This window comes from Paenibacillus sp., from assembly GCF_035645235.1.
In the GTDB taxonomy this organism is placed as follows: domain Bacteria; phylum Bacillota; class Bacilli; order Paenibacillales; family YIM-B00363; genus Paenibacillus_AE.
Map to the genome: position 1 here is coordinate 1 of NZ_DASQMZ010000135.1, position 17191 is coordinate 17191.

The window sequence follows — 17191 nt, forward strand, 5'->3', positions numbered from 1 at the left end:
CCGTCTCGACGCCGCTGGACACGTCCACGCCGGCGACGTCGGCGTGCGACGCCAACAGCTCGGCGACGTTCCCCTCATGCAGCCCGCCCGCGACGAAAAGCGGAATGCCCTCCCGCGCGGTCCACGCCGCATACGTCGGCAAGACGTCCCAGCGGAACGTCTTTCCCGTGCCTCCGCCGACGACCGGGTCGTACGCATCCAGCAGCAGCGCATCCAGCGAGCCGGCGAACGGCGCCAGTCTCGCTTCGACCGCCGCCGCGCCGTGGTCGGCCTCGCCGCCTACGCCGAGCGCTTTCCAGACGTCGACGTCCGGGAAGCGCGCGCGGCACTCGCGGACGAAGTCCGGCGTCTCCGCGCCGTGCAGCTGCAGCGCGTCGAGCGGCGCCTCGGCCAGCGTCGCCGCAAGCTCGTTAAGCGTCGGATTCACGAACACGCCGACGAACCGCTGGCGCCCGCCGGCCGCGCGCGCGGCCGCCATCATCGCGCCGGCTTCGGCGGGCGTTACTCGGCGCCGGCTCGGCGCGAAGATAAAGCCGACGTAGTCGATCGCGAGCGGCGCGACGGCCGCCGCCGTCGCCTCGTCGCGCAGGCCGCACACCTTCAGCAGCGGCGCGCTCATCGCGCGGCCGGCTCGCCCATGAGCGCGACGACCGCCTCCGCCACGTCCGGCTGCCGCATGAAGTGCTCGCCGACGAGCACCGCGCGCGCGCCGGCGGCCCGCACCCGATCGACGTCCGCCGGCGACGAGATGCCGCTCTCGGATACCACGTACCGATCCTTCGGGATTTGCCGCAGCAGCTCTTCCGTCGTCGCGAGATCGACGGCGAACGTCTTCAAATTCCGGTTGTTGATGCCCACGAGATTCGCGCCCAGCTCGAGCGCGACGTCGAGCTCCTCGCGGTCGTGCACCTCGACGATCGCGTCCAGTCCGAGCGCCGACGCTTCGGCCAAATAGGACTTCATCTGCGCCTTCGTCAAAATCGCCGCGATGAGCAAGATCGCGTCCGCTCCGATCGCCCGCGCTTCGTAAATATGAATCGGATCGATCGTAAAGTCTTTCCGGAGCAGCGGCAGACGCACCGCCTGCCGCACCGCCGTCAAATACGCGTTCGCGCCTTGGAAATGCGGCTCGTCGGTGAGCACCGACAAGCAATCCGCGCCCGCCCGCTCGTACGACTGCGCGATCGCGACCGGATCGAAGTCCGGACGAATGAGCCCCTTGGAGGGCGATGCCTTCTTCACCTCGGCGATCAGCCCCATCGGCCGCCGCGCGCGTTCGACGAGCGCGGCGCGAAAGCCTAGCGTCGCCGGCATCCCTGCGATCTCCCGCTCCAGCGCCGACACGCTCGTGCGCTCCTTCAGCCGAGCGACCTCTTCCTTCTTCACCGCAACGATCTTATCCAGAAACATGACTGAGCGCCCCCGTGGTCTTCACCAAATGTTCGAGCTTACGCGACGCCGCGCCGGAATCGATCGCGTCCGCGGCGCGCTTCACGCCTTCCTGCAGCGTGCCGCTGAGGCCCGCCACGTAGAAGCAGGCGCCAGCGTTCGCGAGCACGATGTCGCGGTACGGCCCCCTCGCGCCGGCGAACACGATGCGGATCGTCTCCGCGTTTTCCGCCGCGTCGCCGCCCGCGATGTCCTCGACGCCGCAGGCGCGAAGGCCCAGGTCGTCGGGCGTAATGTCGTACGTGCGCAGCTTTCCGTCCTTCAGTTCCGTCACCCGCGTCGGCGCCGACAAGCTGATCTCGTCCAGCCCGTCGTGGCTGCCGACGACGAGCGCCCGCGCCGTGCCGAGCTCCCTCAGCACCTCGGCCATCAGCTCGGTCTTCGACCGGTCGAATACGCCGAGCAGCTGCCGATCGGCCCCCGCCGGATTCGTCAGCGGACCGAGCAAGTTGAACACGGTGCGCACGCCGAGCTCCCGGCGCGGGGCGGCCGCGTGCCTCATCGACGGGTGGTACACCTGCGCGAACATAAAGCAAAGCCCGACCTCGCGAAGGCACGCCGCCGCTTGCTCGCCGCCGAGCGAAATATTGACGCCGAGCGCCTCGAGCACGTCGGCGCTGCCGCTCTTGCTCGACATCGCCCGGTTGCCGTGCTTGGCGACGCGCACGCCGCCGGCGGCCGCGACGATCGCCGACGCAGTCGAAATATTGAACGTATGCATGCCGTCCCCGCCGGTTCCGCACGTATCGAGCAGCCCTTCCTGCACCGTCTCGACGCGGTTCACCTTCGCGCGCATGCCGGCCGCGAAGCCGGCCACCTCGTCGGCCGTCTCCCCCTTCATCCGCATCGCCGCGAGCAGCGCGCCGATCTGCGCCGGCGTCGCCTCGCCGTCCATAATCGACTCCATGACGCGCTGCGCCTCCTCGCGCGTCAGCGACGCGCCGTCCAACAGCGACGCGAGCGCGCGTTGAAGCACCGTTTTCTCGCTCATCGTTCGTCCCCCCCTTGGCTCCCTAAGGCTTGCTGTAGTAATCCTGGTTCACCGTCACGGGCTCGCGGTCCGTCGAACCGAAGATGGCTTCCGCCGTCTTGATCGCCGTCAGCATGCCCTTCGCCTTGTTGACCGTCTCCTCGTATTCCTTCTCCGGCACGGAATCCCACACGATGCCCGCCCCCGCCTGGACGTACGCCTTGCCGCCGCGGAAGATGATCGTTCGAATCGTGATGCACGTGTCGAGGTTGCCCGAGAAGCCGAGGTAGCCGATCGCGCCCGCATACGCGCCGCGCGCTTCCTGCTCGAGCTCCGCGATAATTTCCATCGCGCGCAGCTTCGGCGCTCCGGAGACGGTGCCGGCCGGCATACAGGAGAGGAACGCGTCGTAGAAATCCTTGTCCTCCCGCATCGTGCCCGAGACGTTCGAGACGATGTGCATGACGTGCGAGTACCGCTCGACCTCCATGTACGCGTCGACGTGCACGGTGCCCGGCACGGATACGCGTCCGATGTCGTTGCGTCCGAGATCGACGAGCATCAGATGCTCGGCCAGCTCCTTCTCGTCCGCGAGCAGCTCCCGCTCGAGCCGGGCGTCCTCCTCGGGCGTCTTGCCGCGCGGGCGCGTGCCGGCGATCGGCCGCGTTTGCACCTTGCCGCCCTCGACGCGCACGAGCAGCTCGGGCGACGTGCCGACGATGCGCTCTTCGCCCATCTTCAGGTAATACATGTACGGCGATGGGTTCATCGTGCGCAGCACGCGGTACACGTGAAGCGGCGAGACGTCGGTCTCCATCTCGAAGCGCTGCGACAGCACCACTTGGAAAATGTCCCCGGCGCGAATATACTCCTTCGCCTTCCGCACGTTCCCCATGAACGCTTCCTTGCTTAGGTTCGACGTATAATCGTCCGGTCCGATCGCGACCGGCCCGTGCGGGGAACGCGGCGAGAACGCGTTCGCCGCCGAGCCGCCGCCGCCATGCAGCCGCGCGACGGCCCTGTCGATGCGCGCCTCGGCGTCGGCGTACGCCGCATCGAGCTCCCGCTCGCCGGCGCCTTCCGGCACGTGCGCGTTCGCCACGACGACCATATGCTGCTTCAGGTGATCGAACACGATCAACTGGTCGCAAAACATAAACTGGACGTCGTTCATCTTTAGGTCGTCGACCTTGTGCGGCGGCAGTTTCTTCTCGTAATAGCGGAGAAGGTCGTAGCCGAAGAAGCCGACCGCGCCGCCCATGAACCGAGGGAAATTTTCGTATTGAGGGCTGCGGTACGAGTTCAGCAAACCGCGCAGGAAGTCGATCGGCTGCTCCGAGACGCGCTCGACGTTCCCGGACCGTTCGATCTCGAGCGTGCCGGACTTGCCCCGCACGACGAGGAACGGATCGGTGCCAATGAACGAATACCGCGCCCACTTGGCGCCGCCTTCGACGCTCTCGAGCAGGAACGCGTGCGGATCCTCGCAAAATTGCTGGAAGACGCGAATCGGCGTTTCCGTATCGGCGAGCAGCGTGCGGGTCACCGGGATCAAGTTGTACTCGCGGGCATATCGCCCGAACGATTCGCGGGTAGGATACTTCATACACGAACGCCTCCGTCTTCGAATTTGCCGTATGACGCCTAGAAAAACAAAAGACCTCTACGGAACGTAGAGGCCGGTGGGTTTCATCGCAATGGAAAAGGAAGCATGCCCGCGACGAGCCGATCGTCCATCGCTGAACGCGAAGAACGCCTGCCCGAATCCGGGGTACGCTTAGTTCTCTGCTCGACTACGCTCCACTCATCTCAAAACTGCTCTCGGCTCTACTCGGCTACCTCCCACTATACACCAACGATTCGTTCTCGGTCAACGCTTCGCGAGATCCGGGCGGAGCGCCCTCGCTTCGTTCAAATACACATGATTGATTTCCTTTTGGGATTTCGTCGTGTTGACGGTAACCAGCAGCCGTATGCAGCGCGGCAGCGCGCCTTTCACCGGAATTTCGAGACCGCACATGAGCGGCACGAGGTCCCACCCGTCCATGCCGCGGATCGCGCGGGCCGGGAACGTCGCGTCGAGGTCCGTCGTGACGGTAATGTACACGTAAGCGATATCCTCGGGCGACAAGCCGTTATCGGCGACGATCGTGGAAAGCAGCTCCGCGGTCGCGCTTAAGATTTCCTGTTCTTCGTTATGCTCTACCGTAGTCGCTCCCCGTATTCCCCTGCTAACCATGCTTTCCTCTCCCTATTTCAACGATTCGACGATTTCTTTCACGACCTCCGACGGAATGCCCTTAACGATGTCGACCTCGCCGATCGCCTTCGGCAGCACGAAGACCATCTGTCCGCCGCGAAACTTCTTGTCGTGCATCATCGCTTCCATGATCGCGCCCGTATCGTAGTGCGACGGCAGCGACGTCGGCAGCCCCAACTTCGCGAGCAGCCGGCTCGTCGGCTCGTACACCGGTTCGGCCGCGAAGCCGAGCCGCTCCGCGAGGCGCGCGGAGCCGCACATGCCGATCGCGATCGCCTCGCCGTGCGTCAGCTCACCGTACCCTGCGACAGCTTCCAGCGCATGCCCGATCGTATGGCCGAGGTTCAAAATCGCCCGCAGCCCTCCCTCGCGCTCGTCCTGCGAGACGACCCACGCCTTGACGGCGCAGCCTTCGCGCAGCGCATAGGACAGCGCGTCCGGCTCGACCGCGAGCAGCTTCTCCGCGTTCGTCTCGCACCACGCGGTAAACTCGCGGTCTCGAATGAGCCCGTGCTTGGCGACCTCCGCAAGGCCCGAGCGCACCTCTCTCGGCGGCAGCGTCGCAAGCGTCTCCGTATCGTAAAGGACGAACTCCGGCTGATGGAAGGCGCCGATAATGTTTTTCGCCAGCGGATGATTGACGGCCACCTTCCCGCCGACGCTCGAATCGTGCGCGAGAATCGTCGTCGGCGCCTGCACGAACCGTACGCCGCGCATGTAGGACGCCGCCGCGAAGCCGGCGAGATCGCCGACGACGCCGCCGCCGAGGGCGATGATCGTCGAATCGCGGTCCAGCCCCGCGGAGAGCGCCGTCGTGACGATGTCGCCGAGCGACTCGAGCCGCTTCGCCTGCTCCCCGGCTTCGACCGTATGGCTCGCGACGACATACCCCGACGCCGCGAGCGAAGCCGTCGCCCGCTCCAGGTAGAGCGACCCGACGGCTTCGTCGGTCACGACGAGGATCGGCGATTTCTTCGGCAGGCCGTGCTTCTCGGCGGTTTCGCCGAACCGCCCGAGGAGGCCTTGTCCGATATAGATCGGATACGAACGATCGCCCAGCTCGACCTGAAGCTCCCGCACCTGCTCCGTTCCGCTCATCTTAATATTCCTTCACATAGTCGAGGTAGGCGTCGTAGTTCCGGCGCATCTCCTCGATCGAATCGCCGCCGAACTTCTCGACCATCGCCCGCGCCACTTCCCAAGCGACGACGTTCTCCATAATGACGCCGGCCGCCGGCACCGCGCACGTATCGGAGCGCTCCACCTGCGCGGTGAACGCCTCCTTCGTGTCGATGTCGACGCTCGCCAGAGGCTTGTACAGCGTCGAGATCGGCTTCATGACGCCGCGCACGACGATCGGCTCGCCCGTCGTCATGCCGCCCTCGAAGCCGCCGGCGCGATTCGTCGGCCGGTGGAAGCCTTGCTGCTCGTCGTAATGGATCGGATCGTGCACCTTCGAGCCGCGCAGCTTGGCCGCCTCGAAGCCGATGCCGATTTCGACGCCTTTGAACGCCTGGATCGATACGACCGCCTGCGCGATGCGTCCGTCGAGCTTGCGGTCCCACTGCACATGAGAGCCGAGACCGATCGGCGCGCCCTCGACGATCGTCTCCACGATGCCGCCGAGCGTGTCGCCGTCGGCCTTCGCCGCGTCGATCGCCGCGATCATCCGCTCCTCGGTCGCCTTGTCGACGACGCGAACCGGCGACTCCTCGGTGAGCGCGATGAGCTGCTCGAGCGGCAAGTCGGCCGCCGGCGCCTCGATGTCCCCGATGCGAATGACATGCCCGCCGACGGCGATGCCGAAGTGCGCCAGCAAGGCGCGGGCGACGCCGCCGACCGCGACGCGCACCGTCGTCTCCCGAGCGCTCGAGCGCTCGAGGATGTTGCGGAGATCGCGCTGGTTATATTTAATGCCGCCCGCGAGATCGGCGTGGCCCGGACGCGGACGGTTGACCCGCCGCTTCGCCTCGGAATCGCCCTCGACCGGCTCGATGCCCATAACGGACGTCCAGTTTTTCCAATCCTTATTATAAACTACGAGCGCGATCGGCGCGCCCGTCGTCTTCCCGTGTCTCACGCCGCCGACGATGGCGACTTCGTCCTTCTCGATTTGCATGCGCCGGCCGCGGCCGTAGCCCTTCTGCCGTCTTGCGAGCTGCTCGTTGATCGACTCCGCCGTCAGCGGCACGTTGCTCGGCATGCCCTCGATAATGACCGTCAATTGCGGTCCGTGCGTCTCCCCCGCCGTTAAAAACCTCAAACCCGGTTCCTCCTTTGATCTTCCCGCTGCCTGTCCGTCGAGCCCGAAAACGTTCTTCGAGACTTTAACGCTTTCATGCGCGAATGCGTTTTGCATTATTATATGTCAAGTCTACCACCATTGGCAAGAGAGGGATACCCCCTTGCCCGCCTCCCCGCGCCAATCGCGACGAAACCCCCGCGGACGTTTGTCCCGGGGGTTTCGCTCATCGTCTTACACCGTCTTCGCCGCGGATTTCGGAAGGGCGAACGGCTTCGATTCGGACATCTGCGGATCGTTCACCAGCTTCATGATCTGCGGCGAATCGATGCCCAAAATTTGCGCGCATTCTTGAATCGTCAGAAATCCGCGCCGGTAGGCCGCGATGACTTTACGTTTGTCCATGTTGTGGAGGCTCCTCCTGACCGTATAAAACAGCTCCATACCCTTAGTATAGGAATTGTTGGAAACGTCTATACATCGTCGGGCGAAGCCGTCTTCCGGTAGAAGAACGTATCGGCGGAAGCCAAGCCGTACTGGCCGGGGGAAAAGATTTGCTCCGTCGATCCGACGAACAGGATGCCCCCCGGCCGCAGCGCGTCGGAGAACTTCCGATAAAGCAGCGCCTTCGCTTCCTCGGTAAAGTAAATCATGACGTTGCGGCAGATGATAAGATCGAATCCGCCGTCGAACGGATCCGTCAACAGATTGCCCTTCGCGAAGGCGACCCCGCGCTTCAGCTCGTCGGCGACGTAGTAGGACTCCCCTTCCTTTCGGAAGTACGCATCTATATATGCTTTCGGAACGTCCTTGAGGCTCCGCTCGTGGTAGACCCCTAACTTCGCTTTCGCGAGCGCGTTGTCGTCGATATCGGTCGCGACGAGCCTCGCGTCCCCAAGCGCCCCTTGCCTCGCCAAAATCATCGCGAGCGAATACGGCTCTTCTCCGGTGGAGCAGGCGGCGCTCCAGCATTTGATCCGCCTGGACCGTTGGAGCAGCTCGGGGAGGAACCGCCCCTCCAGCACCTCCCAACGGTTCGGATTGCGCCAAAACTCCGACACGTTGATCGTCATCCGGTCGAGCAGCTCGGCGAGCAGCTCCCGATTGCGCTGCACCGCCGGAAAGTAGGAAGCGAACGAGTCGTAACCGCGGCGCTGGCGCAGCGTCGTCAGCCTTCGCTTCATCTGAGCTTCTTTATACTGGTTTAAGTCGATTCCCGTCAGCATCTTGAAGCCGGTTACGAACGAAGCGTAATCCGGATCGTGCTCGCCTTCTCGCTCCCGCAGCTCGTCCCCCATGCGTCCGCCTCCCCCGCGTCCCGTCAGGCATCGCTAAATCCAGCGTTGAATCGCTCTGTCGTAGCCGAGCAGCTCCTCGGCCGCGAAGAAATTCCCGATTTCCCGCTCCGCGCTCTCGGGGCTGTCCGAGCCGTGAATGAGGTTTCTCGGCGTGTGCGCCGCGAAGTCGCCGCGAATCGTGCCGGGCTGCGCATCCATGACGTTCGTCTTTCCGATCAGCAGGCGGGACAGCGCGATGACGTCGTCGCCCTGCCACACCATGGCGAACACCGGACCGGACGTAATGAAATCGACCAACTCCCCGAAGAACGGCTTCTCTTTATGCTCCTCGTAATGAAACTCCGCCTGCTCCCGCGTCACCTGAATGAGCTTCGCCGCAACGAGCTGAAAGCCTTTGCGCTCGAAGCGAGAGATGATTTCGCCGATGAGTCCGCGCTGGACGCCGTCCGGTTTGACCATCAAGTACGTTCTTTGCATCCGTTACCATTCCTTTCCGCAATGTGGTTCTTGGGATTTTTTATGTAATCAATTTTCATTGTAAACCCCGAACGGTCGAGGCATACCCGCGAGACCGCAATTAGTACGAGCGATCCGCGATAAATTTGGCGATCGCGATGAAATCCCGCTTCGCCGGCACGTCCGGCAGCGCTCGAAGCGCCGCGATCGCCTTGTCGATGTACCGATGGGACAAGGCGTCCGCTTCCTTCAGCCCGGGGTGCCCCCGCACGAGCGCGATCGCGGCGCCGAGCGCTTCCTCGTCCGGCTCCGCCCCCGCGGTCGCGGCTTCCACCGCCGTCCGTACGCGGGGATCGCGCATGGCGTACAGCACCGGCAGCGTGATGTTGCCTTGCCGCATATCGCTGCCGGGAGGCTTGCCGAGCTGCTTCTCGGTCCCTTTCAGATCGAGGATGTCGTCCCGAATTTGGAACGCCATGCCCGCGTTGTAGCCGAACGCGTACAGCCGCTCCGACTGCGAGCGCGGCACGCCCGCGGCGAGCGCGCCCAGCTGGCAAGACACCGCGATCAAGAGCGCCGTCTTCCGTCGAATCCGGAGCAGGTAGTCTCGAACCGACTGATCCAGCCGGTAAAAGAGACGGAATTGCTCCATCTCGCCGATGACCATCTGTACCATCGCCTTCGACAAGATGCGATGGATGTCCGGATGCTCCAGATTGGCGGCGACGGCGAGCGCCTTGCCGAGGATGTAATCTCCGGTATACATCGCGATCCGCTCGTCCCACTTCGCCTTGACGGTCGGCTGTCCGCGGCGCGTCGCCGCATCGTCGATGACGTCGTCGTGCACGAGCGTCGCCATGTGGATGAGCTCGAGCGCGACCGCGATATGAGACAAACGCTCGAGATCGTACTTGCCGAAGCGGCCGGACAGCAGCACGAAGACGGGACGAAGCCGCTTGCCTCCCGCCTTGAGCAGGTGGAGCGAAGCGTCGTTCAGCTCCGCGTCGTCGGATCGCACCGATTCGTCGAGCTTGCGTTCGATATATTGAATGTCGTCCTGCATCTTTGCGTATAGGTCCAGTAGCTTCATTCATTCACCTGCGTCGTAGTGGGATCGCCATAATCGCAGCGGCGGGGCGGCGGGGAGAAACCCGAGTTCCGCCGCGAAGCGGAGGTACAGCTCGAGGCCTTGCCGCTCCGATGCGCCGAAGTCGTAGATCAAGGCGGAGAAATAATTGCGCCAGAACGTCGTATCGCCTCCGACCTTCCGGACGGCGTCCTTCAAGAGGTCCTCCGGGAGGCGCGTTCCCTCCCGCTTGGCGGCCAGCAGCGCTTGGTGCACCGTGCTTGCGTCCTCCGGCCGGGCCTCCGCCCAGGATTCCCGGACGGCCCATACGGCGAACGTCATGCCAAGGCCCGTCCACTCCGTCCAGAGCGTGCATAGATCGTACGTGTGCAAGCCTCGCGCCTCCGCGAGCGCTCGCGCGCGAATCGCGTCGTCGCCGATGAGCAGCGCCGCGTCGCACGTATCCATCATCGTATCCAAATTCGGCGCTAGATCTACATACTCCGGCGTAAATTCGAATCGCTTCGCCATGATGATCTTAAGCAGGTGCACGGTGGTGGCCGACGTCGTCGCGAGCGCGATTCGCCCCGGCAGCGCCTCGGCGAGCGGCCGCTTCGCGAACAAAAACAACGAGCCGACGGCGCCCTTCGCGCTGACCGACAAGTCGGGCAGCAGCAAGAGCTTGTCCGCATGCAATGCGTAGGCGAACGACGACACCGAAGCTACGTCGACGTCCCCGCGCGACAACGCCGCGTTGAGCTCCGTCGGCGTCTGCGTCGTCACGCGAATCCGTCCCTCCAAGGCCGGCGGCGGGAATCGATAAAATACGGGCCACACGTTCGTGAATACGATCTTGCCGAGGCGAATCTCCCGCATGCGTTCCGTCTCGTTACTCGGCTTCGTCATGCGGCGCTCCCTCTCCCCAACGCGGATACAGTTCGTGATCGATGCCCATGCTGTCGAGCGTCTTGCCGACTTGAAAGTCGACGAGTTCCTCGACGGTGCTCGGGCGGTTGTAAAATCCCGGGCTCGCCGGCACGATGCGAACGCCCATGCGGGCCAGCGTCAGCATGTTCTCCAGGTGGATCGCATGCAGCGGCGATTCCCGCGGGACGAGCACCAGCCTGCGGCCTTCCTTCAGTGTAACGTCGGCCGCGCGTTCAAGCAAATTGTCGGACATGCCCCGCGCGATCGCGGCGAGCGTCCCCATCGAGCAGGGAACGACGACCATGCCGTGCACCCGGAACGTGCCGCTCGCGACGGCCGCGCCGATATCCTGATTCGGATAATACCGAATCGGCGCGCTCCGGCCGCCGAACTTCTCCTCGACGGTCGCGGTTCGCCGCGCCGCGTCCCAATCGAGCTCTTCCTTCAATACCCGCCAACCTGCGTCGGTCACCACAAGGTGAACCGGGATGCCCAAATCGAGCAGCCGCTCGACGAGCCGCACGCCGTACGCCGCCCCGCTGGCGCCGGTGATGCCGACGATCCATCCTCGCTGCATCGTCTTCATGCGAGCAGCGCCGCGTCGATCAGCGTGAAGACGAACATCACCAAGCTGAGGATGCCGTTCATCGTCATGAAGGCGGTGTTGATGCGGGACAAATCATGCGGCTTCACCAGCGCGTGTTCGTAAGCCAATACGGCGTAAGCGATCCCAAGACCGACGGCGTACGCCCACCCGAGGTCGGCCATCGCCCAAATCGAGACGAGACCGACCGCCGTCAGCACATGGAAGCTGCGGGCGATGAGCAGCGCCCGGGCGACGCCGAAGCGAGCCGGGATCGAATGCAGCCCCCTGCGGCGATCGAAATCGACGTCTTGGCAAGCGTACAAAATATCAAAGCCGGCCACCCAGAACGCGACCGCGCCGAACAGGACGAGCGCGACGGGATCGAACGCCCCGGTCACCGCGACCCAGCCGCCGAGCGGCGCCAGCGCGATCGTGACGCCGAGTACGACGTGGCACAGCCAAGTAAAACGCTTCGTGTACGAGTAAAAGGTAAGAAAAAAGACGGCGACCGGAAGCAGGCGGACGCAGAGCGGGTTGAGCTGCGCCGCGGCGAAAAACAACAGCGCGAACGATACCGAGATAAATACGAGCACTTCCTTCTTCGATAGAAGGCCTGCCGGGATGGCGCGCAGCGCCGTCCGCGGGTTCTCCGCGTCGAACGCCGCGTCGATGACCCGATTCAGCCCCATCGCGGCGCTCCGGGCGCCGACCATCGCGAGCGTAATCCAGCCGATGTCGGACCAAGCGGGCAGCGCGCCGGTCGACGTCGTCGCCGCGAGGATCGCGCCCATATACGCGAAGGGCAGGGCGAACACCGTATGCTCGAACTTAATCATCTCAAGGAACACTTTGACTTTGTTCATCTCGTCGACACCTTCGTTCCGATATGCAATGCCGCGGCGCCGAAGAAGAACGCGTGCGATTGCACGTCCGTCAGCCCCGCTCCGCGGAAGCGCTCCTCGAGCTCCTGCCGGTTCGGGAAAGACGCCAGCGATTCCGGGAGCCACTTATACTGCTCGTACCGCTTGACGAACCACTTCCCGAGCAGCGGCAGCAGATGCTCGAAATACGCATAGTAGACCGTGCGGAACGGCTCCGCGGTCGGCTTCGACGTCTCGAGACAAACGACCTTCCCGCCAGGCTTTACGACGCGATTCATCTCCTTGAGCACGACGTCGATATCCGGGACGTTGCGCAGGCCGAAGCCGATCGTCGCGAAGTCGAAGCTGTCGTCCTCGAAGGGCAGCTCCATCGCGTTGCCCTGCACGAGCTCGACCTGCCGATCGAGCCCTTCGCCCTTCACCTTCTCGCGGCCGATCTCCAGCATATTGCGGCTGAAGTCGAGCCCGACGACGCGGCCCGTGCCGCTCGCCCGGGCGAGGGCGATCGTCCAATCGCACGTGCCGCAGCATACGTCGATCGCCGATTGCCCGGGCTGCACGTTCATTCGTTTCATGGTGTACTCGCGCCATGCTTTATGGCGGCGGAAGCTGATCACGTCGTTCATGAGATCGTATTTCGGTGCGATGCTCTCGAATACGGAATGGACGTGTTTTTCCTTATTATGTACGCTCACGCGCTCACCTCAAATTTCCCGCGCTCGGGTCGGCTGACGCAGCGCGAAGAGCGGCTCCGCCAGCCGCTGGAGCTCTTCCGCCAGTTTGTCCGAGCCGACGGTTCGCAGCAGCGAACGCAGCTCGGCGAGACTCGTCTCCCACCGATCCGTCAGCCGCCCGATCAGATTATATTTTAACAGCAACGCTTGCCAGCGGCTCGCGTCGAGCTTTCCCTTCACCAGAAGCTCGACCTCCTCGGCCGTGCCGTTCTCCACGACGTACCAATACGCCCATCCGTTCGCCGCGCCGTCCGGGCGCAACCGGCCGAGCTCGCCTGCGATCAGCTCGCACTCGGCCATCGCGCGCAGGACGGCCGGGCACGACTTGCGGTATACTTCGTCCATCCAAGAACCGAACGTCAGGAACAGATGCGTATTGATATCGACCGTCGAACGAACATATTCCTCCGCCGTCAAGAGGAGCCGCTTCGCCTTCAAATACACATTCATCTTGAGCCGGTTCACCTCGCAAACGGCCTGCGAGACGAGGCCGATCGCCTGCACGCTTTCCGCCTGCGACAGCAGCTGATAAAACCGGCTGCTGAAATAATCTCCGGCGAGCACCGTCATTTGCCGGCGGCGCGGCTCTCCGCCGCCGTCCACGAGTTCGTGCGTATCGAGGCCGTGCTGCATGAGCGATACGGCGAGCGCGATCGCCTCCTGCAGCTTCGGATGCGGCGCCGTCGACGTCGCGTATTTCAGAAACGCCGTCAACGCTCTCGAGCGCAGCTCCGGAAATTCGGGCAGCTGCGCGTGCGCGTTGATCAAGTCGTGCTCCGTATATTTTCTGGCCGATTCCTTGATTCCGTCCATGCGGTAAGAGCTCTCCTCCGATGTCGTGCTTCGTACGTTCGTTATTCATTCTTGACATTATAGCATAACGATCATACGGACGCACGGCGGGCGCGGGAGCTACCGCCCTTCCGCGGCGACGCGCCAACGTTCCGTAACGGTAAGCCGCATCTTCTCCGACAGCCACGCGTCCGGCATCCGTTCGCCGTCACGCAGCCGCTGCAAATCCGCCTCGCGGAACTCGGACTTCGCCCCGGACAGCGCGAGCAGCAGCGTTCCGCCGCGCTTCCCGTCGACGGGCTCCAGCACCCGGACGAATACGCGGGAGATGTTGTCGGACTCCGCCAGCGCCAGCCTCGCAAGCGACCCCATGTCGGCGAGGATGGCCGCTTCGTCGGCCGCTTCGGGCACCGCCGCAAGATCGACTTCGAGCATAGACGCGCCGACCGCGACGCGACGAATGTCCGCGGTCAACCCGAGCGCGACCAGCTCGTCGACGATCGTCTCCTCCGTCAACGGTCGCGTCCGGTGGTCGCTGAACGCGGCCACCGGCTCTCCTTCGCTCGTCGCGATGCCTCCGTCCAACTCCCCGATCCAAGAAATCAGCAACGCGACGCCGATCGAAAGGCCGATCGCCGCGCCGATCCGAATGAACGCTCTCATCCTTATCCGCCCCTTCCCACCCCTATAAAACATTGTACAAACAAAAAAAGCAGGCTATGCCTGCCGTTTGTCCTCGTATGCGCGGGAGTCGGAACGGAGAAGGATGCTTTAGGCGTCCGTTTCGATCGTGCCGTATTTCGTCATGACGACCGCCTTGCCTCGAATTTTCACCGCGGACGTATGGTCCGTGAATTGCGCGATCATCACCTCGCCTTTGTCCAGCTTTTCCGTATGGTGAAACCGGGTGTCCGCCCCGCGCGTCAAGCCGATGACGTGCACGCCGTTTTCCTTCGCTTTGACGACGAAGTAATCGTTTTGGCCGTTTTCCAATCTGGAGCCCTCCCTTATGTACAAAAAAAGAAAGAGACACCGACTCGACGATGTCTCAATCATGGTCGGAGTAACAGGATTCGAACCTGTGACCTCACCCACCCCAAGGGTGCGCGCTACCGGGCTGCGCCATACCCCGAAACCGTAACAAGGGCTATTATATCAACATCCCGCGAAACAGTAAAGGGCCGCGAACGGATTCGTCCACGGCCTCTCCTCAGTCCCTATGTAACTTATTTAATACCGTCCTTCAGCGCCTTACCCGGCTTGAAAGCGGGAACCTTGCTCGCTGGGATGTCGATTTCTTCGCCCGTCTGCGGGTTGCGGCCCTTGCGCGCCGTACGCTCCCGCACCTCGAAGTTGCCGAAGCCGACCAGTTGCACCTTGTCGCCGTTCTGCAGCGCGTCGGCGATCGAGTCGAACACGGCTTCCACCACGTTCGTCACGTCCTTCTTGGACAACTCCGTCGTTTCCGCGACTTTCGCGATCAAATCCGTCTTGTTCATTCCATTCACCTCCCATTAAGCATAAGAGTCTTACTCATTGTCTTTACGTTTTCCTGCAAGAATATACATTCCCTAAGTGAAAACGCATCGCTTTACCAAGGATTTCCCAAGGAAACCCGGGACATTCCATATCATAAATCAAATCTATGAGGATTGGCAAGCATCTTGTTTACGTCATAAAATAAAAGACTCCCCGCCCGTCGGGCGGAGAGTCGCTAGAAAGCGGCGTTACAGGATGATCGCGATCAAGCCGCCGGAGCCCTCGTTGATGATGCGGGCGAGCGTTTCCTGAAGCTTGTAGCGCGCGTTGTCCGGCATCATCGCGAGCTTGCCTTGGATGCCCTCGCGTACGATGGAATGCAAGGACCGGCCGAAAATGTCGGACTCCCAAATCTTCACCGGGTTCTCTTCGAAATCCTGCATCAGATAACGCACCAGCTCTTCGGATTGCTTCTCCGTGCCGATAATCGGCGCGAACTCGCTCTCGACGTCGACGCGGATCATGTGAATCGACGGCGCCGTCGCCTTCAGCCGCACGCCGAAGCGGGACCCTTGACGAATGAGCTCCGGCTCGTCGAGCGCCATCTCCTCGAGGGACGGGGCCGCGATGCCGTAACCGGTCGTCTTTACCATCTCCAGCGCCTCCGCGAAGCGGTCGTACTCGCGCTTCGCATGCGTGAATTCGACCATCATCTGCAGCAGGTGATCCTTGCCGCGGATTTCGGTGCCGACGACTTCCATGAGAATTCTATCATACAGCTCATCCGGCGCGAACAGGTCGATCTCGGCGACGCCCTGCCCCATATTCATGCCGGACAGACCGGCGCGCTCGATGAACTCGTATTCGCCGAATTGACCGACGACGCGGTCTACGTCGCGCAGACGACGGATGTCCTTGACCGTCTCCCGAACGGAGTTTTCGAAGCTCGAGCGCAGCCAGTGACGCTCGTCGAGCACCATAACCCAGCTCGGGAGGTTGACGTTCACTTCGTGCACCGGGAACTCGTAAAGCACTTCGCGGAGCGCGCCGTAAATTTCGTCCTCCGTCATCGTCGCCACGCTAGCGGCGATCACCGGGATATCGTATTTTTCCGCCAGCGCGGCGCGCAGCTCCAGCGTCTCCGGCGCGCGCGGCTTCGTCGAGTTGACGATCATGATGAACGGCTTGCCGACTTCCTTCAGCTCGTCGACGACGCGCTGCTCCGCATGCTCGTAATTCCCGCGCGGAATGTCGGAGATCGTGCCGTCCGTCGTAATGACGACGCCGAGCGTGGAATGCTCTTGAATGACCTTGCGCGTACCGATCTCCGCGGCTTCCTGGAACGGAATCGGCTCCTCGAACCAAGGCGTGGAAATCATGCGAGGGCCGTTCTCGTCCTCGTACCCTTTCGCCCCTTCGACGGCGTAACCGACGCAATCGACCATGCGCACGTTCACGTCGAGCCCTTCCGCGACGCGGATGCGAACCGCATGATTCGGAACGAATTTCGGCTCCGTCGTCATGATCGTCTTGCCCGCGGCGCTTTGCGGCAGCTCGTCGATGGCGCGGGCGCGCTCGGCCTCGTTCGGGATGTTCGGAAGGACGACCGCCTCCATGAAGCGCTTGATGAAGGTGGACTTCCCCGTGCGGACCGCGCCCACGACCCCCAAATAGATGTCGCCACCGGTCCGCTCCGCGATGTCCTTGAAGATATCGACTTTTTCCAATGAGATCTCCTCCCAGTTCGTATTGGTTTCGTGAGGATTTCGCCGTACGCCGCTCAAGGCATGCCTATGTGGAGACGCCGGAACTCGTACATGCAAATGGACTAGTATCACTATATGTACTTTAGCGCCCGATATGACTATTTTTTATCCACGCTTTTGGCCCGCCCCCTCGTCCGCTCGGCCGCACGCCCGAACGATGAACCTTTCTTAGGTGTATTGCGCGGAACGGGCATTTATGTTCGAAAACACGAAAAAACGCCTCTTATAGAAATCTATAAGAGGCGTTGCTTGCAAACATGTTGCTATTAGTAGCTAGACAAATAG

General features: G+C 62.8%; 20 protein-coding genes and 1 tRNA gene. All 21 read right to left on the bottom strand.

What is annotated here, in order from left to right:
• A partial coding sequence (locus tag VEZ38_RS13250; RefSeq protein WP_324894131.1) for a phosphoribosylanthranilate isomerase occupies window positions 1–619 on the bottom strand: 619 nt, incomplete at its 3' end.
• Window positions 616–1410, bottom strand: coding sequence for an indole-3-glycerol phosphate synthase TrpC (trpC, locus tag VEZ38_RS13255; RefSeq protein ID WP_324894134.1), 795 nt, complete (start codon window positions 1408–1410; stop codon window positions 616–618). The genes VEZ38_RS13250 and trpC, both read right to left, overlap by 4 nt.
• Window positions 1397–2440, bottom strand: coding sequence for an anthranilate phosphoribosyltransferase (trpD, locus tag VEZ38_RS13260; RefSeq protein WP_324894135.1), 1044 nt, complete (start codon window positions 2438–2440; stop codon window positions 1397–1399). The genes trpC and trpD overlap by 14 nt, the downstream gene beginning before the upstream one ends.
• Window positions 2441–2462: 22 nt before the next feature.
• Window positions 2463–4025, bottom strand: coding sequence for an anthranilate synthase component I (gene trpE / locus VEZ38_RS13265; protein WP_324894137.1), 1563 nt, complete (start codon window positions 4023–4025; stop codon window positions 2463–2465).
• Between the two features lie 264 nt (window positions 4026–4289).
• Window positions 4290–4658 carry a chorismate mutase gene (aroH, locus tag VEZ38_RS13270; protein WP_324894139.1) on the bottom strand — a complete coding sequence of 123 codons (369 nt, stop codon included), beginning with the start codon at window positions 4656–4658 and terminating at the stop codon, window positions 4290–4292.
• A gap of 12 nt (window positions 4659–4670) precedes the next feature.
• Window positions 4671–5777 carry a 3-dehydroquinate synthase gene (gene aroB / locus VEZ38_RS13275; RefSeq protein ID WP_324894141.1) on the bottom strand — a complete coding sequence of 369 codons (1107 nt, stop codon included), beginning with the start codon at window positions 5775–5777 and terminating at the stop codon, window positions 4671–4673.
• A 1-nt stretch (window position 5778) separates the two neighbouring features.
• Entirely contained in the window at window positions 5779–6942 is a 1164-nt protein-coding gene (gene aroC, locus VEZ38_RS13280) for a chorismate synthase (protein ID WP_324894143.1), read from the bottom strand.
• Window positions 6943–7155: 213 nt separating this feature from the next.
• Window positions 7156–7326, bottom strand: coding sequence for a hypothetical protein (locus tag VEZ38_RS13285; protein ID WP_324894145.1), 171 nt, complete (start codon window positions 7324–7326; stop codon window positions 7156–7158).
• A 68-nt stretch (window positions 7327–7394) separates the two neighbouring features.
• Window positions 7395–8219, bottom strand: a complete 825-nt coding sequence (locus tag VEZ38_RS13290) for a protein-glutamate O-methyltransferase CheR (protein ID WP_324894147.1) — start codon at window positions 8217–8219, stop codon at window positions 7395–7397.
• 33 nt (window positions 8220–8252) lie between these two features.
• Window positions 8253–8696, bottom strand: a complete 444-nt coding sequence (gene ndk / locus VEZ38_RS13295) for a nucleoside-diphosphate kinase (RefSeq protein ID WP_324894149.1) — start codon at window positions 8694–8696, stop codon at window positions 8253–8255.
• Window positions 8697–8796: 100 nt separating this feature from the next.
• Window positions 8797–9765, bottom strand: coding sequence for a polyprenyl synthetase family protein (locus tag VEZ38_RS13300; protein WP_324894151.1), 969 nt, complete (start codon window positions 9763–9765; stop codon window positions 8797–8799).
• Window positions 9766–10647: a menaquinone biosynthesis protein gene (locus tag VEZ38_RS13305; protein ID WP_324894153.1), complete on the bottom strand. Its 882-nt coding sequence runs from the start codon at window positions 10645–10647 to the stop codon at window positions 9766–9768. It abuts the gene before it with no gap.
• On the bottom strand, window positions 10631–11245 hold the full coding sequence (locus tag VEZ38_RS13310) for a flavin prenyltransferase UbiX (RefSeq protein WP_324894189.1): 615 nt from the start codon (window positions 11243–11245) through the stop codon (window positions 10631–10633). Before VEZ38_RS13310 ends, VEZ38_RS13305 begins: the two co-directional genes overlap by 17 nt.
• 5 nt (window positions 11246–11250) lie before the next feature.
• Entirely contained in the window at window positions 11251–12117 is an 867-nt protein-coding gene (locus tag VEZ38_RS13315; protein WP_324894155.1) for a UbiA-like polyprenyltransferase, read from the bottom strand.
• Entirely contained in the window at window positions 12114–12830 is a 717-nt protein-coding gene (locus tag VEZ38_RS13320; RefSeq protein ID WP_324894157.1) for a demethylmenaquinone methyltransferase, read from the bottom strand. The genes VEZ38_RS13315 and VEZ38_RS13320 overlap by 4 nt, the downstream gene beginning before the upstream one ends.
• A gap of 9 nt (window positions 12831–12839) precedes the next feature.
• Window positions 12840–13682 carry a heptaprenyl diphosphate synthase component 1 gene (locus VEZ38_RS13325; protein WP_324894159.1) on the bottom strand — a complete coding sequence of 281 codons (843 nt, stop codon included), beginning with the start codon at window positions 13680–13682 and terminating at the stop codon, window positions 12840–12842.
• 99 nt (window positions 13683–13781) lie between these two features.
• Window positions 13782–14324 (bottom strand): hypothetical protein, encoded by a 543-nt coding sequence (locus tag VEZ38_RS13330; RefSeq protein WP_324894161.1) that lies wholly within the window; start codon window positions 14322–14324, stop codon window positions 13782–13784.
• A 108-nt stretch (window positions 14325–14432) separates the two neighbouring features.
• Window positions 14433–14654 carry a trp RNA-binding attenuation protein MtrB gene (mtrB, locus tag VEZ38_RS13335; RefSeq protein WP_324894163.1) on the bottom strand — a complete coding sequence of 74 codons (222 nt, stop codon included), beginning with the start codon at window positions 14652–14654 and terminating at the stop codon, window positions 14433–14435.
• 62 nt (window positions 14655–14716) lie between these two features.
• A tRNA-Pro gene (locus tag VEZ38_RS13340) sits at window positions 14717–14793 on the bottom strand.
• A 94-nt stretch (window positions 14794–14887) separates the two neighbouring features.
• A complete protein-coding gene (locus tag VEZ38_RS13345; RefSeq protein ID WP_324894165.1) occupies window positions 14888–15160 on the bottom strand; it encodes an HU family DNA-binding protein in 273 nt (90 codons plus the stop codon).
• Between the two features lie 228 nt (window positions 15161–15388).
• On the bottom strand, window positions 15389–16867 hold the full coding sequence (spoIVA, locus tag VEZ38_RS13350; RefSeq protein ID WP_324894167.1) for a stage IV sporulation protein A: 1479 nt from the start codon (window positions 16865–16867) through the stop codon (window positions 15389–15391).
• Window positions 16868–17191 lie beyond the last annotated feature (324 nt).